The organism is Vibrio maerlii (assembly GCF_003415655.1).
GTDB classification, from domain to species: domain Bacteria; phylum Pseudomonadota; class Gammaproteobacteria; order Enterobacterales; family Vibrionaceae; genus Vibrio; species Vibrio maerlii.
Genome location: NZ_QRHC01000005.1, coordinates 204,422 through 225,535 on the forward strand (window position 1 = coordinate 204,422; position 21,114 = coordinate 225,535).

Genomic DNA, 21,114 nt, shown 5'->3' on the forward strand with positions numbered 1-21,114 from the left:
CAAACACAATAACCGTGTCACAAGAAGGATACTCTCATGGTTAATGATACAACTTACAGCATGGCTATCGATCTATTGTGCTGTCACCTAGGTTTATCAGAAGACGAAGCACGCGACCAATTAGGGCTAGAGTCTGATCAAGCACTACAACAACGCATTACAGAAACCCAAGAAGCATTATTGGGCTTACAAGACTAGTAGTGGCTTCATCAGAACGAAAAGGGCTGCCAAATACGTTTGGCAGCCCTTAATCTTTATCCCGTTTGGGTAAGATTATTCGGCTAGAATAGAATCTAACTTGATGTACTTACCTAGATCGCGGCTCTTAGCTCTTGGAATATAAGGGATCTCGCCTAGCTTTGGCGCCCCCATTTGCTTCTCAAGTAGTGCAATAATCTCAGCATAATGTTCTGTGCCAGGGTTAATTCGGTTTGCAACCCAGCCAACCACATTCAAGCCATCGTTACGAATGGCTTCTGCTGTCAAAATAGCGTGGCTCAAACAGCCGAGCTTGATGCCGACAACAAGTACAACAGGTAGTTGTTCTTTCTTCACCCAGCTCGATAGATAATCTGTATCTGAGATTGGCACACGCCAACCACCAGCACCTTCCACAAGAACAATATCTGAGTTTTCTTTGTGTTCATCAAGTTTGCTAGTGATAACGTCTTGCTCAATCTCCACTCCATCACACTTAGCAGCAAAGTGCGGAGATGCAGGTACTTTCAATGCGTATGGATTGACATCATCGTATTTTAGATCAAGGGTTGCTGCTTCTTGTAAATGAAGTGCATCTGAGTTTCTCAAACCTTCAGCTGTTTCTTCACAACCTGCTGCCACAGGTTTATAACCGATGGTCTTAAGACCCTTAGCGCCAAGAGCTTGTAGTATTGCTTTTGATACTACAGTTTTGCCTACTTCGGTATCCGTACCGGCAACAAAAAAAGCATTCATCATAATTGAATGACCCCTAAACAAACGTGATAAGTCGCTGGTAGACGACCTTGAGAGTTTTGAAAACGTGAGTAAGCCTTCTCGACAGAGTTGAGAACTTGTCGACTTGCTAACCCCTGCGAACGACCAGAAACATGGGTTGCCCCGATCCCCTTAAGGTCTCGCATGAGTTCAAGTGCTCGATCATACCAGAGCGTAATGTGCGGCAAGTCTAGTTGATAGTTTTGGCAACCTGATTGCGCTAACGCAATTTTTATGGCTTTTTCGCTAAGAAACTGATTTACATGTTGATATGAATCAATTTCGCTCCAAGCTTCAGATAGCTCAAACAACGAACCCTCAACCAAGGTAGAGAAAACACAATGGCCGCCTTGCTTAGTCACACGTTTAATTTCATTTAAGGGAATCGCTAAGTCGTCACACCATTGTAGCGCTAAGCTAGAAAACACTAAGTCAAATTGATTGGCTTCAAAAGGAAGGTTTTCTGCGTCCGCCAGCTGATAGGAGATATGCGGTTGGTTGTCACACCTGATCTTTGCTTGCTGTAACATATCGGCAGATAAATCGGCGCACGTCACTCGAGCACCTCTCTCTGCCAGCTTTTTAGAAAAGTATCCAGTACCACACCCTAGATCTAAAACCTCATAACCAGTAAGCGATGAAGGCAATTTATCCAACAGGCGACGTCCAACATCACGCTGGAACTCAGCATGACGGTCGTAAGTGTGTGCAGCCCGACCAAACGCACATGCAATGGCTTGCTTATCTGCATAGACTAATGCATCGTCGAACTTAAACGCGTTGTTCGTCATTTATGCCGTATCTCCCTGAAACCTTAAGCAGCTTTCCGCCAGCTTATCGATGTCACTAACCTGATGATTAGCGGTAAGTGTGATCCTGAGTCGAGCTGTGCCGTTCGGCACTGTCGGTGGACGAATTGCCGTCACCCATAACCCGCAAGATTTTAAGGACGTAGCTAGCTTCACCGCTCTTTCCGAACCACCAATGAGCAATGGTTTGATTGGCGTCGATGTCTGCTGATAACCACGAATCTCCCGCATTTTATGGTCATATCGTTCATTGAGTTCGAGTAGCTTGTCTCGACGCCACTGCTGAGTTTTGATCATGTCCACGGCATGGGAGAGTGCATAAGCTTGAGAAGGTGGGATAGCAGTCGAATAGACATGATGTCGGGCAAACTGAGTGAGATAGTCACCCGTTAGTGAATCACACATGATCGCGGCACCAGAGAGGCCAAATGCCTTACCAAATGTCACCACCAAGATATTGGGACGAACATCAACTGCATCACAACTACCACGCCCTGCTTCACCTAGGACTCCTATCCCGTGAGCATCGTCAACAGCTAGCCAAGCGCTACTAGTACTGGTCAGTTCGGCTAGATGTTTCAACGGCGCTCTATCACCATCCATACTAAATACGCCTTCCGTAACTACTAGTGCGGCTGTATCTGAACTTTTAGAGCTGACTATTGATGAACAATGAGCAATATCGTTGTGCCTGAAACGTTTCATTGTAGCAGGCGACAACATCCCCGCCTCCATCAAAGAGGCGTGATTAAGCTTGTCTTGCAGTAACAGGTCACCCTTGTCTAGCATCGAAAATAACAAAGCCTGATTTGCGCTAAAGCCTGAGCCAAATAGAACTGCTCGCTCATAGCCCAGCCAGTCACAAAGTTTATTCTCAAGATGTTGATGTACTGAGCTAAAGCCCGTCACGAGAGGTGATGCACCGCTACCGACACCGTACTTATCAATACCAGACTGCCAAGCTTTACCAAGCTCTTGAGAAGTCGCTAAACCCAAGTAGTCGTTGCTCGAAAAGTTAACGTATCGCTCGCCCGACTGTTCAAACACCGTTTTGTTGCCATCGGTTAACGGGGCAAGTTGACGATTCAACCCTTGCTCTCGACGAGAGTCGAGAACAGCTTGTATCCTAGATCTAAACACTTGCGTCGTAAAAAATATCGTCTTTAGTCGGGCGCGCTGCAACGCGCTCGACAACTTGGTCTAACAGTTCATTCTCTTGGATTTCATCAGGTTTTTGCGATACCTGCTGACTATTGATACCCAGCTTCTTAAACAGCTGCATATCAGTATCTTCATCTGGGTTTGGAGTGGTTAGTAGCTTACATCCATAAAAAATAGAATTGGCACCAGCCATAAAGCACAGGGCTTGCATCTGTTCATTCATATTTTCACGACCGGCTGACAGGCGAACCGCAGAATTGGGCATCATAATTCGTGCAATAGCGATCAAGCGAATGAAATCAAACGGCTCTACATCGTCAACATCTTCCATTGGTGTGCCTTTTACTTTAACCAACATATTGATTGGCACACTCTCTGGATGAGCCGGCAAGTTAGCTAGTTCAACAAGCAGGCCTGCACGGTCGTTGGTACTTTCACCCATACCGATAATACCACCAGAGCAAATTTTCATCCCGGCATCGCGTACGTGAGACAGTGTGTCGAGTCGATCTTGGTAAGTACGAGTAGTAATGATGTTGCCGTAAAACTCAGGCGAAGTGTCAAGGTTATGGTTGTAGTAATCCAAACCTGCATCTGACAAAGTCTGTGCCTGCTCAGGAGTTAGCATACCAAGCGTCATGCAGGTCTCTAGCCCCATCTCTTTTACACCCTGAATCATCTGAGTAAGGTGTGCCATGTCCCGCTCTTTTGGATTCTTCCAAGCGGCACCCATACAAAAGCGTGTTGAGCCAGAGTTTTTCGCTTTTAGTGCTGCGTCAAGTACACGTTCCACTTCCATCAGACGCTCTTTATCGATATCAGTTCGATAGTGGGCACTCTGCGGACAGTATTTGCAATCCTCTGGACACGCACCTGTCTTAATGGAAAGCAGCGTACTGACTTGGACATGATTGTGTTGTTGAAATTGACGATGTACCAACTGTGCTTCAAACAGCAGATCCATAAATGGTTTTTCAAGCAGAGAACGGACTTCTTCGACAGTCCAATTGTGACGAACTTCCACAGGGCTTCCTTATTTTGGTCGATTGACCGTTAATTTTGGTTGTAATTCTATTTTTGACTAGTGCTCCGACTTGGCTAGTCTACCGACAAGCGGTAGACTGTCAACACAAAGAAAACACATAAGGTTTACATGTGATTAATATTCACACAAACCAATAAACGGAAGCTCACATGGATCTCGCCTTCGATCGCCAGCATATCTGGCATCCTTACACCTCAACACTTACACCTCTGACCTGTTACCCAGTTACATCAGCAAAAGGCGTCTACATAGAGCTTGAGGATGGAAAACAACTCGTGGATGGAATGTCCTCTTGGTGGTCAACCATCCATGGATATAATCATCCTGTATTGAATGAAGCCGCTCATGGGCAAATCGATAAAGTTTCTCATGTCATGTTTGGTGGTATGACGCATCAACCAGCGATCGACTTATGTAAGAAGTTACTCAAACTAGCACCAAGCAACCTTGAGCACGTTTTCTTAGCGGATTCTGGTTCGGTATCGGTTGAGGTGAGCCTAAAGATGGCACTTCAATATTGGCACGCAAAAGGGACACCACGTTCTAAATTTTTAACGCTTCGAGATGGTTATCATGGGGATACATTTGCAGCGATGTCTGTCACCGACCCAGACAACTCGATGCACTCCTTATACAAAGGTTTCTTACCCGAGCATATCTTTGCAAAATCTCCTCAGTGTGGTTTTTGGCATGAGTGGCACGAATCAGACATCGACGACTTTAAACATAAGATTTCGCAACACAATGATGAGATCGCCGCAGTTATCCTTGAGCCTATCGTCCAAGGTGCCGGAGGTATGCGTATTTATCATCCCGAGTTCTTACGTAGAGTGAGAGCACTATGCGATGAACACAATGTATTGCTCATTCTGGATGAAATCGCTACTGGCTTTGGTCGTACTGGTAAACTTTTCGCCTGTGAGCATGCCGACGTTCAACCAGATATTCTATGCCTAGGTAAAGCGTTAACCGGCGGCTACATGACTTTATCTGCGACACTAGCGAGTAAAAATGTTGCCGATACCGTTTGTGGGGGGGAAGCCGGCTGCTTTATGCACGGTCCAACCTTCATGGGTAACCCACTAGCCTGTGCTGTGGGCAGCGCAAGTTTGTCTTTGATAGAAGAAGAAAACTGGCAAGCTCAAACCAACATGATTGAGCATCAGTTCGCAACTCGATTACCTAAACTCCGACAATACTCGCAAGTCAAAGATATTCGTTGGCTAGGAGCAATCGGCGTGGTTGAGACTCATCACCCAGTAAATATGGAAGCGATCCAAGCACTGTTCGTTGAACAAGGCGTATGGATAAGACCATTCGGTCGATTGATCTACATGATGCCCCCATTCATTAGCGAGCAGGAACATATTGGTAAGCTGGTTGACGCAATAGAAATAGCGCTGCAAACAGAAGACTGTTTTCAAAGCTGAAGCAGTATTTTTGAACAAAGCTGAGCACTATAGCCCTATCGTCTTTCCCTCATTAGGTTAAGAGTGTGTTGATAGGGCTAAAGTAGAGCCTAAAGGTTACGCAGTATATTTTCGCTCGCTTCTTCAATCAGATCGAGAACAAGCTCGAATTCCTGATCTCCACCGTAGTATGGATCCGGAATTTCGTTATAGCTGCTCTGTGAATGACTCAAAAAAAGGGACAATTTATGTCTTAAGTGTTCTGGGCAGATGTCGGTCAGATCGGCTAAGTTCGCTTTGTCTGCGGCAAGTATATAGTCAAAATAATCAAAGTCTTCTGAGACCACTTTGCGGGAGTGAATGCCCTTAAAAGAATAGCCTCGTGCTTCGCCAGCGGCTTTCGAACGCGAGTCTGGAGAGTTACCTTGATGAAAACCAATCGTACCAGCGGAATCAACTTCGATGGAAATCCCTAATTCTTGACTCTTCGCTCGTAAAACTGCCTCACCTGTTGGTGAGCGGCATATATTGCCCATACAAACCACTAATATTTTCTTCATAGACACCTACCTAAAACTGTCTCCTTAAAAATCTTATACCCTGATTTTATTGGGGTTTTAGACTTCTTCAAATTCATTTCAATTACGTTATGATAGACAGATTATTCGCGAATCAGCAAGGACTCCGCATGTCAGTCGAAGACAATAAAGAATCACGTCACAAAGCTCGCCAACAAAAAGTAAAAGAACAAGTTGATGCTAAGGTCGCCGCAGCTCAAGAAGAGAAAGGGTTACTACTTATCATCACAGGAAACGGTAAAGGTAAATCCACATCTGGATTTGGCACGATAGCTCGAGCGGTTGGCCATAATAAGAAAGCAGCAGTTGCTCAGTTCATTAAAGGTACGTGGGCAAATGGCGAACGTAACCTATTAGAGAAGCTTGGCGTTGAATTTCACGTTATGGCGACAGGCTTTACCTGGGAAACTCAAAACAAAGCGGCTGATACTGAAGCGGCACAAAAGGTTTGGCAAGAATGTAAGCGTTTGCTCACCGATGAGTCCATCGATGTCATCCTGTTTGACGAACTCACATACATGGTAAGTTACGGCTACATTGATTTAGATGAAGTGGTCGAAGCGCTAAGCAATCGTCCTAAAATGCAGTCCGTTATTATCACCGGCCGTGGCGCGCATAGAACTCTAATTGAAATGGCCGATACGGTGTCTGAAGTGAAGAATGTAAAACACGCTTTTGAAAGTGGCGTAAAAGCACTACAGGGTGTCGATTGGTAGAGCTAGAGAGCTAGAGAGCTAGAGAGCTAGAGAGCTAGAGAGCTAGAGAGCTAGAGAGCTAGAGAGCTAGAGAGCTAGAGAGCTAGAGAGCTAGAGAGCTAGAGAGCTAGAGAGCTAGAGAGCTAGAGAGCTAGAGAATTTTGAAGGGTTGACGTTTAACGTCAACCCTTTTTAGTGCGGTAGATTAAAGAATCTAGATATCCAATTTTCCAGCAGCGAAGCGATCTCGTTATCTTGAAGCGCAGCGCTCTAGCTTTCTAGAGGACGAAGTCCGTTCTAGGTACCTATACCAACGTTGCGTTGATGTCAGCCAATACCTGTGCTGGATCTGCCGCTTGTGTAATTGGACGACCGATTACTAGGTAGTCTGAGCCTGCTTGGATGGCGTCGTATGGAGTCATGATACGCTTCTGATCACCCGCGGCTGAACCTGCTGGACGAATGCCTGGCGTTACTAGTTTGAACTCTTGACCCAGTGCTGATTTAAGCAAAGATGACTCTTGTGCTGAGCATACCACACCATCTAGGCCTGCATTCTTTGTTAGATTTGCTAGGCGCATAACTTGCTCTTGAGGTTGAACATCAAGGCCAATACCCGCTAGATCTGCTTGTTCCATGCTAGTGAGCACTGTAACACCAATAAGTAGCGGGCGATCCTTACCATAAGGTTCAATAATCTCTCGAGATGCTGCCATCATCTTTTCACCACCGCCAGCATGCACGTTAACCATCCACACACCCATTTCTGCAGCAGCGCGAACAGCTTTAGAACATGTGTTTGGAATATCGTGAAACTTAAGGTCTAGGAATACCGAGAACCCACGCTTGTGCAGTTCGCGAACAAACTCAGGACCAAACAGAGTAAACATTTCTTTACCGACTTTTAGGCGACAAGAGCTTGGGTCAATTCTATCTACAAATGCAAGTGCATCCGCTTGGTTGTCATAATCCAGTGCTACGATTACTTTTTGGTCGACCATTTTCTCTCCTAATGATTCTGAGCTTATAAAAATGCTGCCCAATGGCAGCCTTTACCTAAAAGAAAGCAATGCCCTTGCAAGCATTGCCTTGTTGAAATTTATTCTCCGTCTAAGCCACGGATCGGCTTAATCGTCCCCCACCCTTTACACGAAGGACAATGCCAGTAAAGAGCATGGGTCGAGAAACCACACTTACGACATCGGTAATGCGGCTTCACTTTAAGTTGCTCACCCACCAGTTTCTGTAGGGTGGTTAAGCTGTCTTTTGCCCGCCCCTCTTCCGCCTCAGCTAAATGGTAATCCATCAGACGATAAAAGCCTTTCATGGTAGGATTTTTTACCAATTGGCGAGTCAATAATTCTTGTGCAGAGGCGGTGTTTTCATGGCTGGCTACCATTTGAGCTAGCATAAGCTCCGCCGATACCCCAGCCTTACGCTCAATACATGAACGCAGAAACTCAACCAGTTGGTCTTCACGGCCAATATGGTGATAACACTCTGCAAGGGTTGGTAGTACTTCGCTAATAAAATCGATATCTTGTTCAAGCACACGCTCTAAGTAAGCAATGGTGTCTTGGTACTCTTCATTTTCAAGGCTTAGCTTACTGAGCAGAATACTTGCTCGAACACATTTAGGGTCGATATCCAGAGCTTTCTTGAAGTGGCCAATCGCTTTCTTTCGTTGCCCTTCCGATTGCTCTAATACCGCCAACTCACAATAGAAATGAGCAATGTTGGACTTCATTCGCTTACGGCCCATTTTTACCAAGATATTGGCGTAATGAATCGCTTTATCCCACTCACGAGTTTGCTGATAGATGGCAACCAACTGTTGTAAAGCACCTTCCTTATGGTCTGGCTCTTCAACAAGTTGTTCAAAGATTTTCTCTGCTCGATCTAAAAAGCCAGATACCATGTAATCTTTCGCTAACTGTTGCAGCGCAAGGTTCTTTTGGTCAATCGTTAAGCCTGAGCGGGAGATGAGGTTTTGGTGAATACGAATAGCGCGGTCTACTTCACCACGAGAGCGGAATAGATTGCCGAGAGCAAGGTGAGTATCGATAGTTTCATTATCGACCTGAAGAAGTTCGATAAAGTGATCAACCGCTTTATCCGATTGATCAGAAAGGAGTAGGTTCAGACCCGTCACATATTGACGGGATATCTGGTGTGATTGCTTTTGCTTATCTTGCTGTGCACTTCGATTACCCATATACCAGCCATAGGCCGCGGCAATAGGTAACAACAAGAAAAGTAACTCTAACATCAATTAAACCTACAAGAGTCCTTAGTTATGCTTTGCTTTCTGTCGGTACAGCAGAGGTAGTATCACCACCTTGTTGCTTTTTCAGCTTGCGGTTCAAACGCTTAATCTTCAATTGTGCCTTTAGGTACATAGTTCCGAAGATAAGCCACGCTACACCAAACGCCGCAGCAAACACAACGCCAAGTAGTGTTGAGAGGTGGAATTCACCTTTTGCTAGCAGGTAGTTAAAGGTCACAACTTCTTGGTTTTCAGCGCCCAAAGCTAATGTAATGAGGAATAACGCGATTACGAGGATTATTTTTATAATTTTCACGGTCGATGCCCCTAGAAAAATCGAGTCTTTGATTATGCAGCAAAAAGCAGATTCAAGCTACGATTAACCGCTACGTTATCGTCATAAAAAAGCGGCATACCTAGGCATACCGCTTTTTAAGTCTTTTGATAAATCAAAAAAACAAATTTTTAACTACTCTTATTACATAGACGCATTAACGCGCTCACGTAATTCCTTACCTGGCTTAAAGTGTGGAACGTATTTACCTTCCAGCTCCACTTTATCACCCGTCTTAGGGTTACGGCCTAGGCGAGGCTCACGGTAGTGTAGTGAGAAACTGCCAAATCCACGAATCTCGATTCGGTCACCACCCTCAAGTGTTGTCGCCATCTGTTCAAGAATATCTTTGACTGCATCTTCGATTTCTTTTGCTGATAAATGGGTTTGCTCGGCACAAAGTCGCTCGATCAACTCAGACTTAGTCATAATGTTCCTCAGTTCGTTTTTCTTTTTAAGAATTATAGACCTATCGAAAAATTAAGCAAAAAAAAAGGAGCCTTTCGGCTCCTTTTCTAGCGATAATTTAAATTATTCGCCTTTTGCAGCTTTGAATGCGTCTGCCATAGCGTTACCGAACGAAGCGTCGTCAGCTTTGTTCAGAGAAGCCATTGCTTCTTGCTCTTCAGCTTCATCTTTAGCTTTGATAGATAGGTTGATTACGCGGTTCTTACGGTCTACACCTGTGAACTTAGCTTCAACACTGTCACCAGCACTTAGGATTAGAGAAGCGTCTTCGATACGGTCACGAGATACTTCAGAAGCACGGATGTAACCTTCAACGCCGTCTACTAGTTCGATAGTAGCACCTTTAGCGTCAACAGCAGTTACAGTACCGTTTACTAGAGCACCTTTCTTGTTGTCAGCTACGTATGCGTTGAACGGGTCGTTTTCCATTTGCTTGATGCCAAGAGAAATACGCTCACGGTCAGCGTCTACTGCTAGAACAACTGCAGAGATTTCGTCACCTTTCTTGTACTCACGTACTGCTTCTTCACCTGTAACATTCCAAGAAATGTCAGATAGGTGAACAAGACCGTCGATGCCGCCTTCTAGACCGATGAAGATACCGAAGTCAGTGATAGACTTGATCTTACCAGTAACTTTATCGCCTTTAGCTTGGATCTCTGCGAATGACTGCCATGGGTTAGCTTTACATTGTTTCAGACCTAGAGAGATACGACGACGTTCTTCGTCGATATCAAGAACCATAACCTCAACTTCGTCGCCAACATTAACAACTTTAGATGGGTGGATGTTCTTGTTAGTCCAATCCATTTCAGAAACGTGTACTAGACCTTCAACGCCTTCTTCGATTTCAACGAAGCAGCCGTAGTCAGTTAGGTTAGTAACACGGCCAGAAAGCTTGTGACCTTCTGGGTAACGCTTAGCGATTGCTACCCATGGATCTTCGCCTAGTTGCTTAAGACCTAGTGATACGCGAGTACGCTCACGGTCGAACTTAAGAACTTTAACTTGGATCTCGTCACCAACGTTAACGATCTCAGATGGGTGCTTAACACGCTTCCAAGCCATATCAGTGATATGTAGAAGACCGTCAACACCACCAAGGTCAACGAATGCACCGTAGTCAGTAAGGTTCTTAACGATACCTTTAACTTCAGAACCTTCTTGTAGAGTTTCAAGAAGTTCGTCACGCTCAACGCTGTTCTCAGATTCGATAACTGCGCGGCGAGAAACAACTACGTTGTTACGCTTCTGGTCAAGTTTGATAACTTTGAACTCTAGCTCTTTGTTTTCTAGGTGAGCAGTGTCACGGATAGGACGTACGTCTACAAGAGAGCCAGGAAGGAAAGCACGGATACCGTTTAGTTCAACAGTGAAACCGCCTTTAACTTTACCGTTGATGATACCAACAACAGTTTCAGCTTCTTCGTAAGCTTTCTCAAGAACGATCCAAGCTTCGTGACGCTTAGCTTTCTCACGAGAAAGTTGAGTTTCACCGAAACCATCTTCAACAGCGTCTAGAGCTACGTCTACTTCAGCGCCAACTTCAACTTCAAGTTCGCCAGCAGCGTTCTTGAATTGTTCAGCTGGGATAGCAGACTCAGACTTAAGACCAGCGTCAACAAGAACGAAACCGTTCTCGATAGCTACTACAGTACCTTTAACGATGCTGCCTTGTTGGAATTCTGTTTCGTTTAGAAACTCTTCAAAGAGTTGAGCAAAAGATTCAGTCATTATTTAATCTTCAATTAATTAAACGTCCATGGGTATCCTACCGCATGGGGTTGATAAATTCGCCGGTCATCATCCTTGCGACCAACGGTTCTTGCCTCTTACCTAATAAGAGCAATACCTGTTACCGAGGTAATAAGCACCGCCCTTAATTATAGAGTATTAAGCAAGCTTAGATTCGATATATTCACGTGCTTTTTCGACCACTTCATCGATACTCATCGATGTAGAGTCAAGCACTAGCGCATCCTCAGCGGGACGTAATGGCGCAACCGCACGGTTACGATCTCGGTCGTCTCGCTCTTGGATCTCGCTCAAAAGGTCGCCAAATTTAACATCTAAACCTTTAAGTTGCAACTGTTTAAGGCGTCTTTGAGCACGCTCTTCAGCACTTGCATCTAGGAAGATTTTTGCTTCAGCTTCTTGGAACACAACCGTCCCCATATCGCGACCATCAGCCACAAGGCCAGGTGCTTCTGCAAATGCACGTTGACGACGCAGCAGAGCTTCACGCACGCGTGGTAAAGCCGCTACTTTTGAAGCTGCCATTCCAGTCTCTTCTTTACGAAGCTCACCAGAAACATCTTCACCTTCAAGGATAACCTTTACCAGATCACCCTCAGCAATAAACTGTACATCTAAGTGTGTCGCTAGAGGCACTAACGCATCTTCAGACTCAAGGCTTACGCCGTGGTGAATCGCAGCAAGCGCAAGTACGCGATAAATCGCACCAGAGTCTAATAAATGAAAGCCGAGTTGTTTCGCCAACAGCATACAAAGCGTGCCTTTACCAGCACCGCTTGGTCCATCTACGGTAATTACCGGAGTGTGAGAGGACATAAGAACTCCACGTTGATGAGGATTATAGTATTCAGGCTCAAGCCTACTTTTTCGGTGGCATATTATAGGCGCAAAGCCACTGAGTAGCGAGGATAAATTGGGGAAACTTATCGACATGACAAAAAGAAAGGCTCTTTAGAACTGGTTCTAAAGAGCCTTATATACGTATCAATGCTTTTGGTTAAACGATTGGTTTTTGGCCTCTTTCAATCAGTTTAAGCAATACGTTATCCGCCGCTTTACCCGCAACACCGGCTAACTTATCAGCGAGCTTCTTCTTCTGCGTGTAATGGATAGCCAATACCGTCTTATTTTTACACGCTTCAATAACAAGGTCGTCTGATGTTTTTATTTCGTCGACAAGACCAAGCTCATGAGCCTGTGTGCCAAACCAATGTTCACCTGTCGCTACCTTTTCCAGATCAAGCTCAGGTCGATGGTCTCGAATAAAGTCTTTGAACAATACATGTGTCTCTTCGAGCTCTTGCTTGAATTTCTCTCGAGCTTTGTCAGTATTCTCACCGAACATAGTCAGTGTGCGCTTGTACTCGCCTGCTGTCAGTTGCTCATATTCGATATCAAACTTCTTAAGTACTTTATTGAAATTAGGTAACTGGGCAATGACACCAATAGATCCAACAATAGCAAACGGAGCAGAAACAATTTTATCGGCAATACATGCCATCATGTAGCCACCGCTTGCTGCAACCTTGTCGACAGAAATAGTCAGAGGCAAACCAGCCGCCTTGATACGATCAAGTTGAGAAGAAGCCAAACCGTAGGCGTGAACCATGCCACCTCCTGATTCCAAGCGCAGCAAAACTTCATCGCCTTCTTTTGCGACAGCAAGTACAGCAGTGACCTCTTCACGTAATGAAGCGACCTCTTTCGCATCAATACTGCCATTAAAATCAAGTACAAATAGGTGAGGTTCGTGCGTTGCTTTTAAATCACCTGACTTGGCGGCTTGCTTCACTTCTTTCTCACGTGCTTTTTGTTTGTCTTTTTCCGCTTTCTTTTCGGTTTTTGCACGTGCTTTTAAGAATGTGTCATCGTGCAGGTGGTGTTCTAGTTGGCTAACGGTATTCTTATAGCGCTCAGACAAGTCCGTTACTTCTAGCTCACCTTTTGCCGCACCTTGCTTAGAGCCGACAGCCTTTGCAATCACAAGAATAGCGATAATCGCAATTACGACAGTCGCAATCTTGGCTAAAAACAGCCCGTAATCTAACAAAAATTCCAATGTATTATCCTCTCCTTTCAGAATTGGTGTATTGTAACCGAAATTTCCCACAATAAAACTGACAAGGAAAACTGCGTGGACTACACAATTGCTGATAACGCCCTCAAAGATAAAGTCATTCTCGTTACTGGTGCAGGAGATGGCATCGGTAAGCAAGCCGCTATCAGCTATGCTGAACAGGGTGCAACGGTGATTCTTTTGGGCCGTACAGTAAAGAAACTAGAAGCGACCTACGACGCGATTGAAGCCGCTGGTTTCGCACAACCAGCCATCGTCCCTCTTGATATGAAGGGTGCGACGAAACAGAACTATATCGATATGGTTGAAACCATCGAAGGCCAATTCGGTCGCCTTGACGGTGTGCTTCACAGCGCAAGTCAATTAGGTGTGATTAGCCCGTTTGAACAAATCGACGAAGAGACTTATGACGAACTGATGCAAGTAAACGTAAAAGCTCAGTTCTTGATGACACAAGCAGTTTTACCTTTGCTACGTAAATCTGACGACGCCAGCCTTATCTTTACTTCTTCAACTGTCGGCCACAGCGGCCGAGCATTCTGGGGAACTTATGCAATGTCCAAGTTTGCTACTGAAGGCATGATGCAAGTTCTGGCGGATGAGCTAAGCGATACTTCTGTTCGAGTCAACGCAGTCAACCCTGGAGCGACACGCACAGGCATGCGTGCAAAAGCCTACCCGGCAGAAGACGCAATGACACTAAAAACGCCACTCGATATCATGCCATTATACCTTTACCTAATGGCGCCTGAGAGCAAAAGTGTTAACGGCCAGTGCATCGATGCACAGCCTAAACGATAGATCAGTTTAAGCTCGGTATAATACGAAGCGAAACTATTGCTACGTCTCAAAACAAAGGGGCTGACGTAAAAAACGTCAGCCCCCTTTTATTCCGCAATCGCGTGGCGATTAGCCGATGTGCGTCATGCCACTCATGTACTTCTGCAGTACAGCAGGAATTGCGATACGACCGTCAGCTTCTTGATTGTTTTCAAGGATTGCAACCATAGTACGACCAACTGCAAGACCAGAGCCGTTTAGCGTGTGTACTAGCTCAGGCTTCTTCTCGCCTTTACGACGGAAACGAGCTTGCATACGACGCGCTTGGAAGTCCCACATGTTTGAACAAGAAGAAATCTCACGGTAAGTCTCTTGTGCTGGTACCCAAACTTCTAGGTCGTAGGTCTTACGAGCGCCGAAGCCCATATCGCCAGTACACAGAACAACCTTACGGTATGGAAGCTCTAGAAGCTGTAGAACTTTCTCAGCGTGACCTGTTAGCTCTTCTAGTGCATCCATTGAGTCTTCTGGACGAGTAATTTGAACGAGTTCAACTTTATCGAACTGGTGCATACGGATAAGACCACGAGTATCACGACCGTAAGAACCCGCCTCTGAACGGAAGCATGGCGTGTGAGCTGTCATCTTAAGCGGTAGGTCCGCTTCATCAGAAATAGTGTCACGAACCATGTTCGTTACAGGTACTTCAGCAGTTGGAATCAGAGACAGTTTACGTGGCTCTTCATCGTTTACTTTCTCTTCAAGCGGCTCAGTGTGGAACAAGTCTTTACCAAACTTAGGAAGCTGACCTGTGCCATATAGGCTGTCTGCGTTCACTAGGTATGGTACGTACATCTCCGTGTAGCCGTGCTCATCAGTGTGAAGATCAAGCATGAACTGAGCGATTGCACGGTGTAGGCGTGCAAATTGACCTTTCATCACGATGAAGCGTGCGCCAGTGATTTTAGTCGCGCTAGCAAAGTCTAGACCACCAGCAATCTCACCAAGGTCAACATGATCTTTCACTTCAAAGTCGTAAGTCTTTGGTGTACCCCAACGAGAAACTTCTACGTTGTCGTCTTCATCTTTACCATCTGGCACTTCATCTGCAGGGAGGTTAGGTACAGATAGAGTAATATCTTCAAGCTTGCTCTGAACTTCTGCTAGCTCTATTTTCTTCTCTTCAAGGTCACTACCTAGTGTACCAATCTGCTTCTTGATCTCTTCGGCGCCTTCTTTATCGCCAGCCGCCATTTTTTGGCCAATTTGCTTAGAGATAGAGTTACGAGTGGATTGTAAATTTTCTACTTCTACCTGAATGGACTTGCGTTGTTCTTCAAGTGCACGAATAGTCTCTACGTCTAGCTTAAAGCCACGACGCGCCAGTTTAGCAGCTGTTTCATCCAGCTCTGTTCGAAGTAATTTAGAATCCAGCATTGTTAATCCTATGCTTTAGGTTGTGAAAAACGGATGAAAACCATTCATCCGTTATAAAAATTTTATCTTGGTAACGATAACGAAAAGACACTATTTTTCATAGCGCTTTTGTGGGCTTTTTGCGTCTAAATCAGCCAAGTAATCTAACTTTTCACCAATTTTGGTTTCTAAGCCTCGATTTGTTGGATGATAGTAACGAGTTTGTTCCATTTCTGGAGGGAAATAGACCTCCCCCGCAGCATAAGCGCCTGGTTCGTCATGCGCGTATCGATACTCAGCACCGTACCCAAGATCTTTCATCAAGTTAGTTGGCGCATTGCGTAGGTGATGAGGGACTTCATATTCGGGTAGATCTCGCGCATCTGACAACGCTTGCTTCCATGCTGTATAGACTGAGTTGCTCTTTGGAGCACAAGCAAGATAAACAACCGCTTGCGCTAGTGCCCTCTCACCTTCGTAAGCTCCCACTCGCTGGAAGCAATCCCAAGCCGATATTGCAACCTGCATAGCGCGAGGATCAGCATTGCCAATATCTTCAGAAGCAATAGCGAGTAGCCTACGAGCAATATACAAAGGGTCGCAACCAGCCGAAATCATTCTAGCTGACCAATATAAAGCCGCATCAGGGTTAGAGCCTCTAATCGACTTATGAACTGCCGAAATAAGGTCATACCAAATATCACCCTTGTTATCAAAGCGAGAGACTTTCGTCCCTGCTACCTCGGCTAGCAGCTCTAAGGTGATAATCTTCTCACCTTCTGAGGTTTCCTGCGCCATATCATAAAGAAGTTCAAGGTAGTTCAGTGACATACGAGCATCACCATTCACTAGCTCTGAGAGACTATCAAGAACTTCATCATGAAACTGAGCTTTAACGTTACCTAAGCCACGCTCAGTATCTTCAACCGCTTGCGTTATGGCTTGTTTAATTTCTTCAGTAGAAAGGGAGGTGAGCTTATATACACGGGCACGTGATAACAATGCGTTGTTAAGCTCAAACGAGGGATTCTCAGTCGTAGCACCGATGAAGGTAACCGTACCGTCTTCAATATGCGGTAAGAAAGCATCTTGCTGCGATTTATTGAATCGGTGCACCTCATCAACAAACAAGATTGTTCTGCGCCCGCTGAGTTTGTTCTCTCGAGCTTTATCGATAGCCAGCCGAATGTCTTTTACGCCAGAAGTCACCGCCGACACGCGCTCTACTTCTGCATTAGCATAATTCGCAGCAACTTCAGCAAGCGTCGTTTTACCCGTACCGGGTGGGCCCCACAGAATCATCGAGTGGATATGACCCGCCTCTAACGCTCTACGCAGAGGTTTGTTTGGTCCAAGAACATGCTGTTGCCCTATGTACTGTTCGACAGTTTGTGGGCGCATTTTTGCAGCAAGGGGACGAAAATCTTCGTCCCCTGAAAAGTCTAATGAATAGTTGCTCATTAATAACTCTTATCGTTGATCGTCTATCTCAACGCCTTCAGGCACTTGGAAAGCAAAGCGTTTGCTATCTGGCTTTTGTTGTTCAATTTGAGCAAAAACAAATTCACTGCGTTGACCATCTTGCTCAACGACCTTAAAGCCTTTCACAACGCCATTATCGTCAATTTCAATGATGAACTGGCCCTGAGTTGAATCGTCAGCAGTTGGAAACAGAGTAAACTCATCGGCACTCTGCTCTACACGGTAAGCTTCCCAATCGCTTGCTTGATTACGAGTGAGTAGGACGAACGGCGTTTGCGCTGTCGCTTGCTCTTGCTTATAGATAGTTACTTGCTCGATAAACGGACTGTAATACCATAGGTCTTCACCATCAGAGACTAGCAAGTTCTCATCAGGGTAAGTGGTTTCCCAACGAAATAGACTAGGGCGAGCAATTTCTACGGTACCCTCACCTTCCATCAACAGTTCACCATCAGGGCTAATCACCTTTTGAGCAAACTCTGCACTGAAACCCTCGCTCATAGTCAAGCGTTGGTTGAGTTCTTCTTTTGGCGCAGCAAATACTGAGCAGCTTGCTAGCAATAAAACCAATAGTTTTTTCATTTATAATCCTAAAATTAATCTTTAATCGGCGGTGGCGCGAGAACTTCACGGTTACCGTTATGGCCCGGTGCACTCACAATACCCTGAGCTTCGAGTTGCTCAACAATACGCGCAGCTCGGTTATAGCCAATCTTAAACTTGCGCTGAACGCCTGAAACCGAGCCACGACGAGTCTCCGTTACATGCTCAACGACTTGGTCAAACAATGGATCGACATCCTCGTCGCCTTCCATCTTCTCTCCGGGAAGAAGGGTGTCCGCTGTTTGTTCCCCATTCGTGATCTCATCAATATATTGAGGCTTACCGCGCGCTTTCCAATCATTGACCACCGCGTGAACATCATCGTCCGAAGCAAACGCGCCGTGAACACGGATAGTGTGGCTTGAACCTGGCGGTAGATAAAGCATGTCACCCATTCCAAGTAACGATTCTGCCCCACCTTGGTCAAGGATAGTACGTGAGTCGGTCTTAGTAGAAACAGTGAAGGCGACACGCGTTGGAATGTTGGCTTTAATCAAACCGGTAATAACATCTACCGATGGACGTTGCGTCGCAAGAATCAAGTGAATACCCGCTGCACGTGCTTTTTGAGCAAGACGAGCAATCAGCTCTTCAACCTTTTTACCCACAACCATCATTAGGTCAGCGAATTCATCCACGACAACAACAATCGTCGGCAACTTCTCAAGTAACGGAGCCTCAGGGTCCATGCTATCGCCTGGCTGCCACAATGGATCTCGAATTGGGTGCCCTGCTTCCGCTGCCATCTTAAGTTTGTCGTTGTAGCCTTTTAGATTTCTTACACCGACCGCTGACATCAACTTGTATCGACGCTCCATTTCACCCACACACCAACGAAGTGCATTTGAAGCATCCTTCATGTCGGTAACCACTTCCGACAATAGATGTGGGATACCTTCATAGATAGAAAGTTCCAACATTTTCGGGTCGATCATAATGAAACGAAGATCTTCTGGCGTTGCTTTGTACAGCATACTCAAGATCATGACGTTTACACCCACCGACTTACCTGAACCGGTAGTACCAGCAACCAACACGTGAGGCATCTTGCCGATATCCGCAATCACTGCCTCACCTGCAATGTCCTGCCCCATAACCACGGTGGTTGGTGATTTAGCTTCAATAAACTGTTGGCTGCCTACCACATCAGAGAAGAATACGGTTTGACGGCTCATATTAGGTAGCTCAAGGCCTACATAAGGTTTACCAGGAATCACTTCGACAACACGCACTGCCATTGCAGACAAAGAACGCGCTAAGTCCATTGAAAGGCTTGAAATACGGCTTACCTTCACACCCGGAGCAAGGTCTAACTCAAAACGAGTGATCACGGGGCCAGGGAAAATATCCACTACTTCGGCTTTGATCTTGTAATCTGCCAGCTTAGCTTCAACCAAGCGAGCGATCTCTTCAAGTGCATCACGGTCGATGAAGTTGTCGCGCTTCTCTGGGTGATAAAGCAATTCTAATGTTGGCATTGGAGAGGTTGGCTTGGGTAAGTTCGGCTCTTTTTGTACCAAGAATGGATTTTGTTCTGCAGCCATATTGGCTTGTGCTTCAGATACAATACTTTGGAAAGCAGCTACATCCGCATCTTGATGAACCGGTGGCACTTCTGCAGCAATTTGTTCTGTCACTTCTTCAAACACTGGTGCCGAGACATCACTTTCAACATGTTGCTGCGCAACAACCTCTTCAAAACCTTGAGGTTCAACATTCGGTTGGTCAAAGACTCGTTCTTCAACAACTGGCTCAATAATTTGTGTTTCCGGAGTAAATACTGGTTGTTCAACAACAGGCTCAACAGTCGGTGTTTGTCGTACTACTTGCTCCGCAGAATCCGCTTCTGACGTTTGAGTAATGAACTCATGTTGAGTACTTTCTACTGCTGCAGTGATTTGTTCTGTCGTAGGCTCAATATGGTGATGAGCAGTATCAGACTCTTGCGCAATCTGCTGCAAAGTTTCCATCGAGATAAGAGGTTCTTCGACATCACTAATTTCTTGAACGGAAGTGGCTTCATCTTGTGCATGCACAACAGCTTCATTTTTCTGCTGAGTTTCAGTCTGAGTTATCTCGCGAGAAGCTAGCTGAGACTCTTGCTGCGCAAAGTCGTCATGTGCAATAGCATCTTGCTCAAGCTGATCAATTGTTGCACCCAGCTGTCTTGAACGTTCTTCATCAGCGTACTGTTCAATCTTATGAGAAGCATCTTGCTGAGTCGCTTGTTGATACACGGGGTGTGGATTTGTCGCTTGCTGCGCCATTTGATGATGTACAGGAGCTTGCTGTTCGACTGAATGCTCAGGTTCTGCATATTGAGGTGCTGAAGGCATATGAATATTAAATTGACGTTTCTCAGGCGTTTGAGTCTGTGGCTCAGTTTGAGTTGTCAGGGGATCATCAATGTCAACCTGATCCATTGGAATGGAGAAGCCAATCGTATTTTCATCTTGGTCAAGTTTCGGCTCTGGGTCATTCAGCTGAGCTTTGATAGTTTCATTGTTAGTTCCGCGGATTTTATTCACCACCCACGTGAAGCCATCAATCGCGCCGTTGCCAAGCCACTCGACTATCGTTAGCCAAGAAATCCCTGTGAGCAACGTAAAGCCAGCGCCCCATAAGAAAAGGAATACCAGTGTAGAACCTAGCACATTGAGAGTTGGCATAGCTAAGCTAGTGAGTACATCACCAACCACACCACCAGAAGAAAAATACCAGATATCGTCAAAGTTAATATCCGCTAGCCCACACCCAGTTAAAATGAGCAAAGTCAGACCTAAAAGACGAGTGCCCCAGATCATGAAATCAATTTTGTCTTCTTTATCTCGATTACGGAAACTGATCCAAGTAGCAGCCGTTAAAATAACCGGGATTGGGTAGGCTAATGAACCAAAAGTGAAGAAGAGTGTATCGGCAATCCAAGCACCTAATAGCCCACCAGCATTATTAACTGTGCCACCCCATGCGGTTTGTGACCATGAGGGATCGGCTGGGTTAAATGACAATAATGCGATAGCAAAAAAAATCGAGCTTAAAATACCCAGGATCAGACCGCATTCCCGCAAACGCTGAAAACCACTCAGCCTTGAGGTACTGTTCGACTCTTCCCCTGTCTTAAGAATTGTTTCAACGGTGTTTGGGTTCTCTTTGAGCATAAACCAACTAACTAAAAATAATCACATCCTGTGATGTCGAACCTTTCGAATCACAAATAAATAGAGCGGCTTACGCCGCTCTTGAGATTTAACCATATTCAGG

General features: G+C 45.4%; 20 protein-coding genes. 4 read left to right on the forward strand and 16 right to left on the reverse strand.

Features of this window, described 5'->3' with window-relative positions; translation table 11 throughout:
* Positions 1-36: 36 nt before the first annotated feature.
* A complete protein-coding gene (locus DPF91_RS22070; RefSeq protein ID WP_164684126.1) occupies positions 37-198 on the forward strand; it encodes a hypothetical protein in 162 nt (53 codons plus the stop codon).
* A gap of 75 nt (positions 199-273) precedes the next feature.
* On the opposite strand, the gene bioD is transcribed toward DPF91_RS22070, so the two are convergent.
* From bioD to bioB, 4 genes are read right to left on the reverse strand one after another with little or no spacing between them, the layout of a single operon-like run.
* On the reverse strand, positions 274-957 hold the full coding sequence (bioD, locus tag DPF91_RS10600) for a dethiobiotin synthase (protein WP_117234398.1): 684 nt from the start codon (positions 955-957) through the stop codon (positions 274-276).
* A complete protein-coding gene (gene bioC / locus DPF91_RS10605) occupies positions 954-1,766 on the reverse strand; it encodes a malonyl-ACP O-methyltransferase BioC (RefSeq protein WP_117234399.1) in 813 nt (270 codons plus the stop codon). Before bioC ends, bioD begins: the two co-directional genes overlap by 4 nt.
* Positions 1,767-2,924: an 8-amino-7-oxononanoate synthase gene (bioF, locus tag DPF91_RS10610; protein WP_241033801.1), complete on the reverse strand. Its 1,158-nt coding sequence runs from the start codon at positions 2,922-2,924 to the stop codon at positions 1,767-1,769. It abuts the gene before it with no gap.
* Positions 2,917-3,969, reverse strand: a complete 1,053-nt coding sequence (gene bioB, locus DPF91_RS10615) for a biotin synthase BioB (protein ID WP_117234401.1) — start codon at positions 3,967-3,969, stop codon at positions 2,917-2,919. Before bioB ends, bioF begins: the two co-directional genes overlap by 8 nt.
* Positions 3,970-4,139: 170 nt before the next feature.
* Here bioB and bioA point away from each other — a divergent pair, with 170 nt between their 5' ends.
* Positions 4,140-5,420 (forward strand): adenosylmethionine--8-amino-7-oxononanoate transaminase, encoded by a 1,281-nt coding sequence (gene bioA, locus DPF91_RS10620; protein WP_117234402.1) that lies wholly within the window; start codon positions 4,140-4,142, stop codon positions 5,418-5,420.
* A gap of 89 nt (positions 5,421-5,509) precedes the next feature.
* Here the strand turns inward: bioA and DPF91_RS10625 are convergent, their stop codons facing one another.
* The gene (locus DPF91_RS10625; protein WP_117234403.1) at positions 5,510-5,959 is read right to left on the reverse strand and encodes a low molecular weight protein-tyrosine-phosphatase; all 450 of its coding nucleotides are present in this window, start codon (positions 5,957-5,959) and stop codon (positions 5,510-5,512) included.
* A 128-nt stretch (positions 5,960-6,087) separates the two neighbouring features.
* On the opposite strand from DPF91_RS10625, the gene cobO reads away from it, so the two are divergent.
* Complete coding sequence (cobO, locus tag DPF91_RS10630) at positions 6,088-6,693, forward strand: cob(I)yrinic acid a,c-diamide adenosyltransferase (RefSeq protein ID WP_117234404.1); 606 nt, start codon at positions 6,088-6,090, stop codon at positions 6,691-6,693.
* A gap of 284 nt (positions 6,694-6,977) precedes the next feature.
* Here cobO and pyrF read toward each other — a convergent pair whose 3' ends face one another.
* The 7 genes from pyrF to sohB all read right to left on the reverse strand — a co-directional run bounded on the left by pyrF (position 6,978) and on the right by sohB (position 13,554).
* Positions 6,978-7,673, reverse strand: coding sequence for an orotidine-5'-phosphate decarboxylase (pyrF, locus tag DPF91_RS10635; RefSeq protein ID WP_117234405.1), 696 nt, complete (start codon positions 7,671-7,673; stop codon positions 6,978-6,980).
* A gap of 98 nt (positions 7,674-7,771) precedes the next feature.
* Entirely contained in the window at positions 7,772-8,941 is a 1,170-nt protein-coding gene (gene lapB / locus DPF91_RS10640; protein WP_117234406.1) for a lipopolysaccharide assembly protein LapB, read from the reverse strand.
* A 25-nt stretch (positions 8,942-8,966) separates the two neighbouring features.
* Positions 8,967-9,254 (reverse strand): LapA family protein, encoded by a 288-nt coding sequence (locus DPF91_RS10645; RefSeq protein ID WP_117234407.1) that lies wholly within the window; start codon positions 9,252-9,254, stop codon positions 8,967-8,969.
* Positions 9,255-9,416: 162 nt separating this feature from the next.
* On the reverse strand, positions 9,417-9,701 hold the full coding sequence (ihfB, locus tag DPF91_RS10650) for an integration host factor subunit beta (RefSeq protein WP_117234408.1): 285 nt from the start codon (positions 9,699-9,701) through the stop codon (positions 9,417-9,419).
* A gap of 102 nt (positions 9,702-9,803) precedes the next feature.
* Positions 9,804-11,474 (reverse strand): 30S ribosomal protein S1, encoded by a 1,671-nt coding sequence (gene rpsA, locus DPF91_RS10655; protein ID WP_117234409.1) that lies wholly within the window; start codon positions 11,472-11,474, stop codon positions 9,804-9,806.
* A gap of 159 nt (positions 11,475-11,633) precedes the next feature.
* Complete coding sequence (gene cmk / locus DPF91_RS10660; RefSeq protein WP_117234410.1) at positions 11,634-12,311, reverse strand: (d)CMP kinase; 678 nt, start codon at positions 12,309-12,311, stop codon at positions 11,634-11,636.
* 181 nt (positions 12,312-12,492) lie between these two features.
* The gene (gene sohB, locus DPF91_RS10665) at positions 12,493-13,554 is read right to left on the reverse strand and encodes a protease SohB (protein WP_117234411.1); all 1,062 of its coding nucleotides are present in this window, start codon (positions 13,552-13,554) and stop codon (positions 12,493-12,495) included.
* 75 nt (positions 13,555-13,629) lie between these two features.
* On the opposite strand from sohB, the gene DPF91_RS10670 reads away from it, so the two are divergent.
* Positions 13,630-14,373 carry a YciK family oxidoreductase gene (locus DPF91_RS10670; RefSeq protein WP_117234412.1) on the forward strand — a complete coding sequence of 248 codons (744 nt, stop codon included), beginning with the start codon at positions 13,630-13,632 and terminating at the stop codon, positions 14,371-14,373.
* A gap of 108 nt (positions 14,374-14,481) precedes the next feature.
* Here the strand turns inward: DPF91_RS10670 and serS are convergent, their stop codons facing one another.
* The 4 genes from serS to DPF91_RS10690 all read right to left on the reverse strand — a co-directional run bounded on the left by serS (position 14,482) and on the right by DPF91_RS10690 (position 21,011).
* Positions 14,482-15,789, reverse strand: coding sequence for a serine--tRNA ligase (gene serS / locus DPF91_RS10675; protein WP_117234413.1), 1,308 nt, complete (start codon positions 15,787-15,789; stop codon positions 14,482-14,484).
* 90 nt (positions 15,790-15,879) lie between these two features.
* A complete protein-coding gene (locus DPF91_RS10680) occupies positions 15,880-17,229 on the reverse strand; it encodes a replication-associated recombination protein A (RefSeq protein ID WP_117234414.1) in 1,350 nt (449 codons plus the stop codon).
* 9 nt (positions 17,230-17,238) lie between these two features.
* Positions 17,239-17,832 carry an outer membrane lipoprotein periplasmic chaperone LolA gene (lolA, locus tag DPF91_RS10685; RefSeq protein WP_117234415.1) on the reverse strand — a complete coding sequence of 198 codons (594 nt, stop codon included), beginning with the start codon at positions 17,830-17,832 and terminating at the stop codon, positions 17,239-17,241.
* A gap of 14 nt (positions 17,833-17,846) precedes the next feature.
* Positions 17,847-21,011, reverse strand: a complete 3,165-nt coding sequence (locus tag DPF91_RS10690) for a DNA translocase FtsK 4TM domain-containing protein (RefSeq protein ID WP_117234416.1) — start codon at positions 21,009-21,011, stop codon at positions 17,847-17,849.
* Positions 21,012-21,114 lie beyond the last annotated feature (103 nt).

Excerpts from the sequence above, each read along its gene's own strand:
- lolA (WP_117234415.1), bottom strand. The coding sequence starts at position 17,832 with ATGAAAAAACTATTGGTTTTATTGCTAGCAAGCTGCTCAGTATTTGCT.
- rpsA (WP_117234409.1), bottom strand. The coding sequence starts at position 11,474 with ATGACTGAATCTTTTGCTCAACTCTTTGAAGAGTTTCTAAACGAAACA.
- DPF91_RS10625 (WP_117234403.1), bottom strand. The coding sequence starts at position 5,959 with ATGAAGAAAATATTAGTGGTTTGTATGGGCAATATATGCCGCTCACCA.
- pyrF (WP_117234405.1), bottom strand. The coding sequence starts at position 7,673 with ATGGTCGACCAAAAAGTAATCGTAGCACTGGATTATGACAACCAAGCG.
- serS (WP_117234413.1), bottom strand. The coding sequence starts at position 15,789 with ATGCTGGATTCTAAATTACTTCGAACAGAGCTGGATGAAACAGCTGCT.
- bioD (WP_117234398.1), bottom strand. The coding sequence starts at position 957 with ATGATGAATGCTTTTTTTGTTGCCGGTACGGATACCGAAGTAGGCAAA.
- ihfB (WP_117234408.1), bottom strand. The coding sequence starts at position 9,701 with ATGACTAAGTCTGAGTTGATCGAGCGACTTTGTGCCGAGCAAACCCAT.
- DPF91_RS22070 (WP_164684126.1), top strand. The coding sequence starts at position 37 with ATGGTTAATGATACAACTTACAGCATGGCTATCGATCTATTGTGCTGT.
- bioC (WP_117234399.1), bottom strand. The coding sequence starts at position 1,766 with ATGACGAACAACGCGTTTAAGTTCGACGATGCATTAGTCTATGCAGAT.
- cmk (WP_117234410.1), bottom strand. The coding sequence starts at position 12,311 with ATGTCCTCTCACACTCCGGTAATTACCGTAGATGGACCAAGCGGTGCT.
- DPF91_RS10690 (WP_117234416.1), bottom strand. The coding sequence starts at position 21,011 with ATGCTCAAAGAGAACCCAAACACCGTTGAAACAATTCTTAAGACAGGG.
- DPF91_RS10680 (WP_117234414.1), bottom strand. The coding sequence starts at position 17,229 with ATGAGCAACTATTCATTAGACTTTTCAGGGGACGAAGATTTTCGTCCC.
- cobO (WP_117234404.1), top strand. The coding sequence starts at position 6,088 with ATGTCAGTCGAAGACAATAAAGAATCACGTCACAAAGCTCGCCAACAA.
- lapB (WP_117234406.1), bottom strand. The coding sequence starts at position 8,941 with ATGTTAGAGTTACTTTTCTTGTTGTTACCTATTGCCGCGGCCTATGGC.
- bioA (WP_117234402.1), top strand. The coding sequence starts at position 4,140 with ATGGATCTCGCCTTCGATCGCCAGCATATCTGGCATCCTTACACCTCA.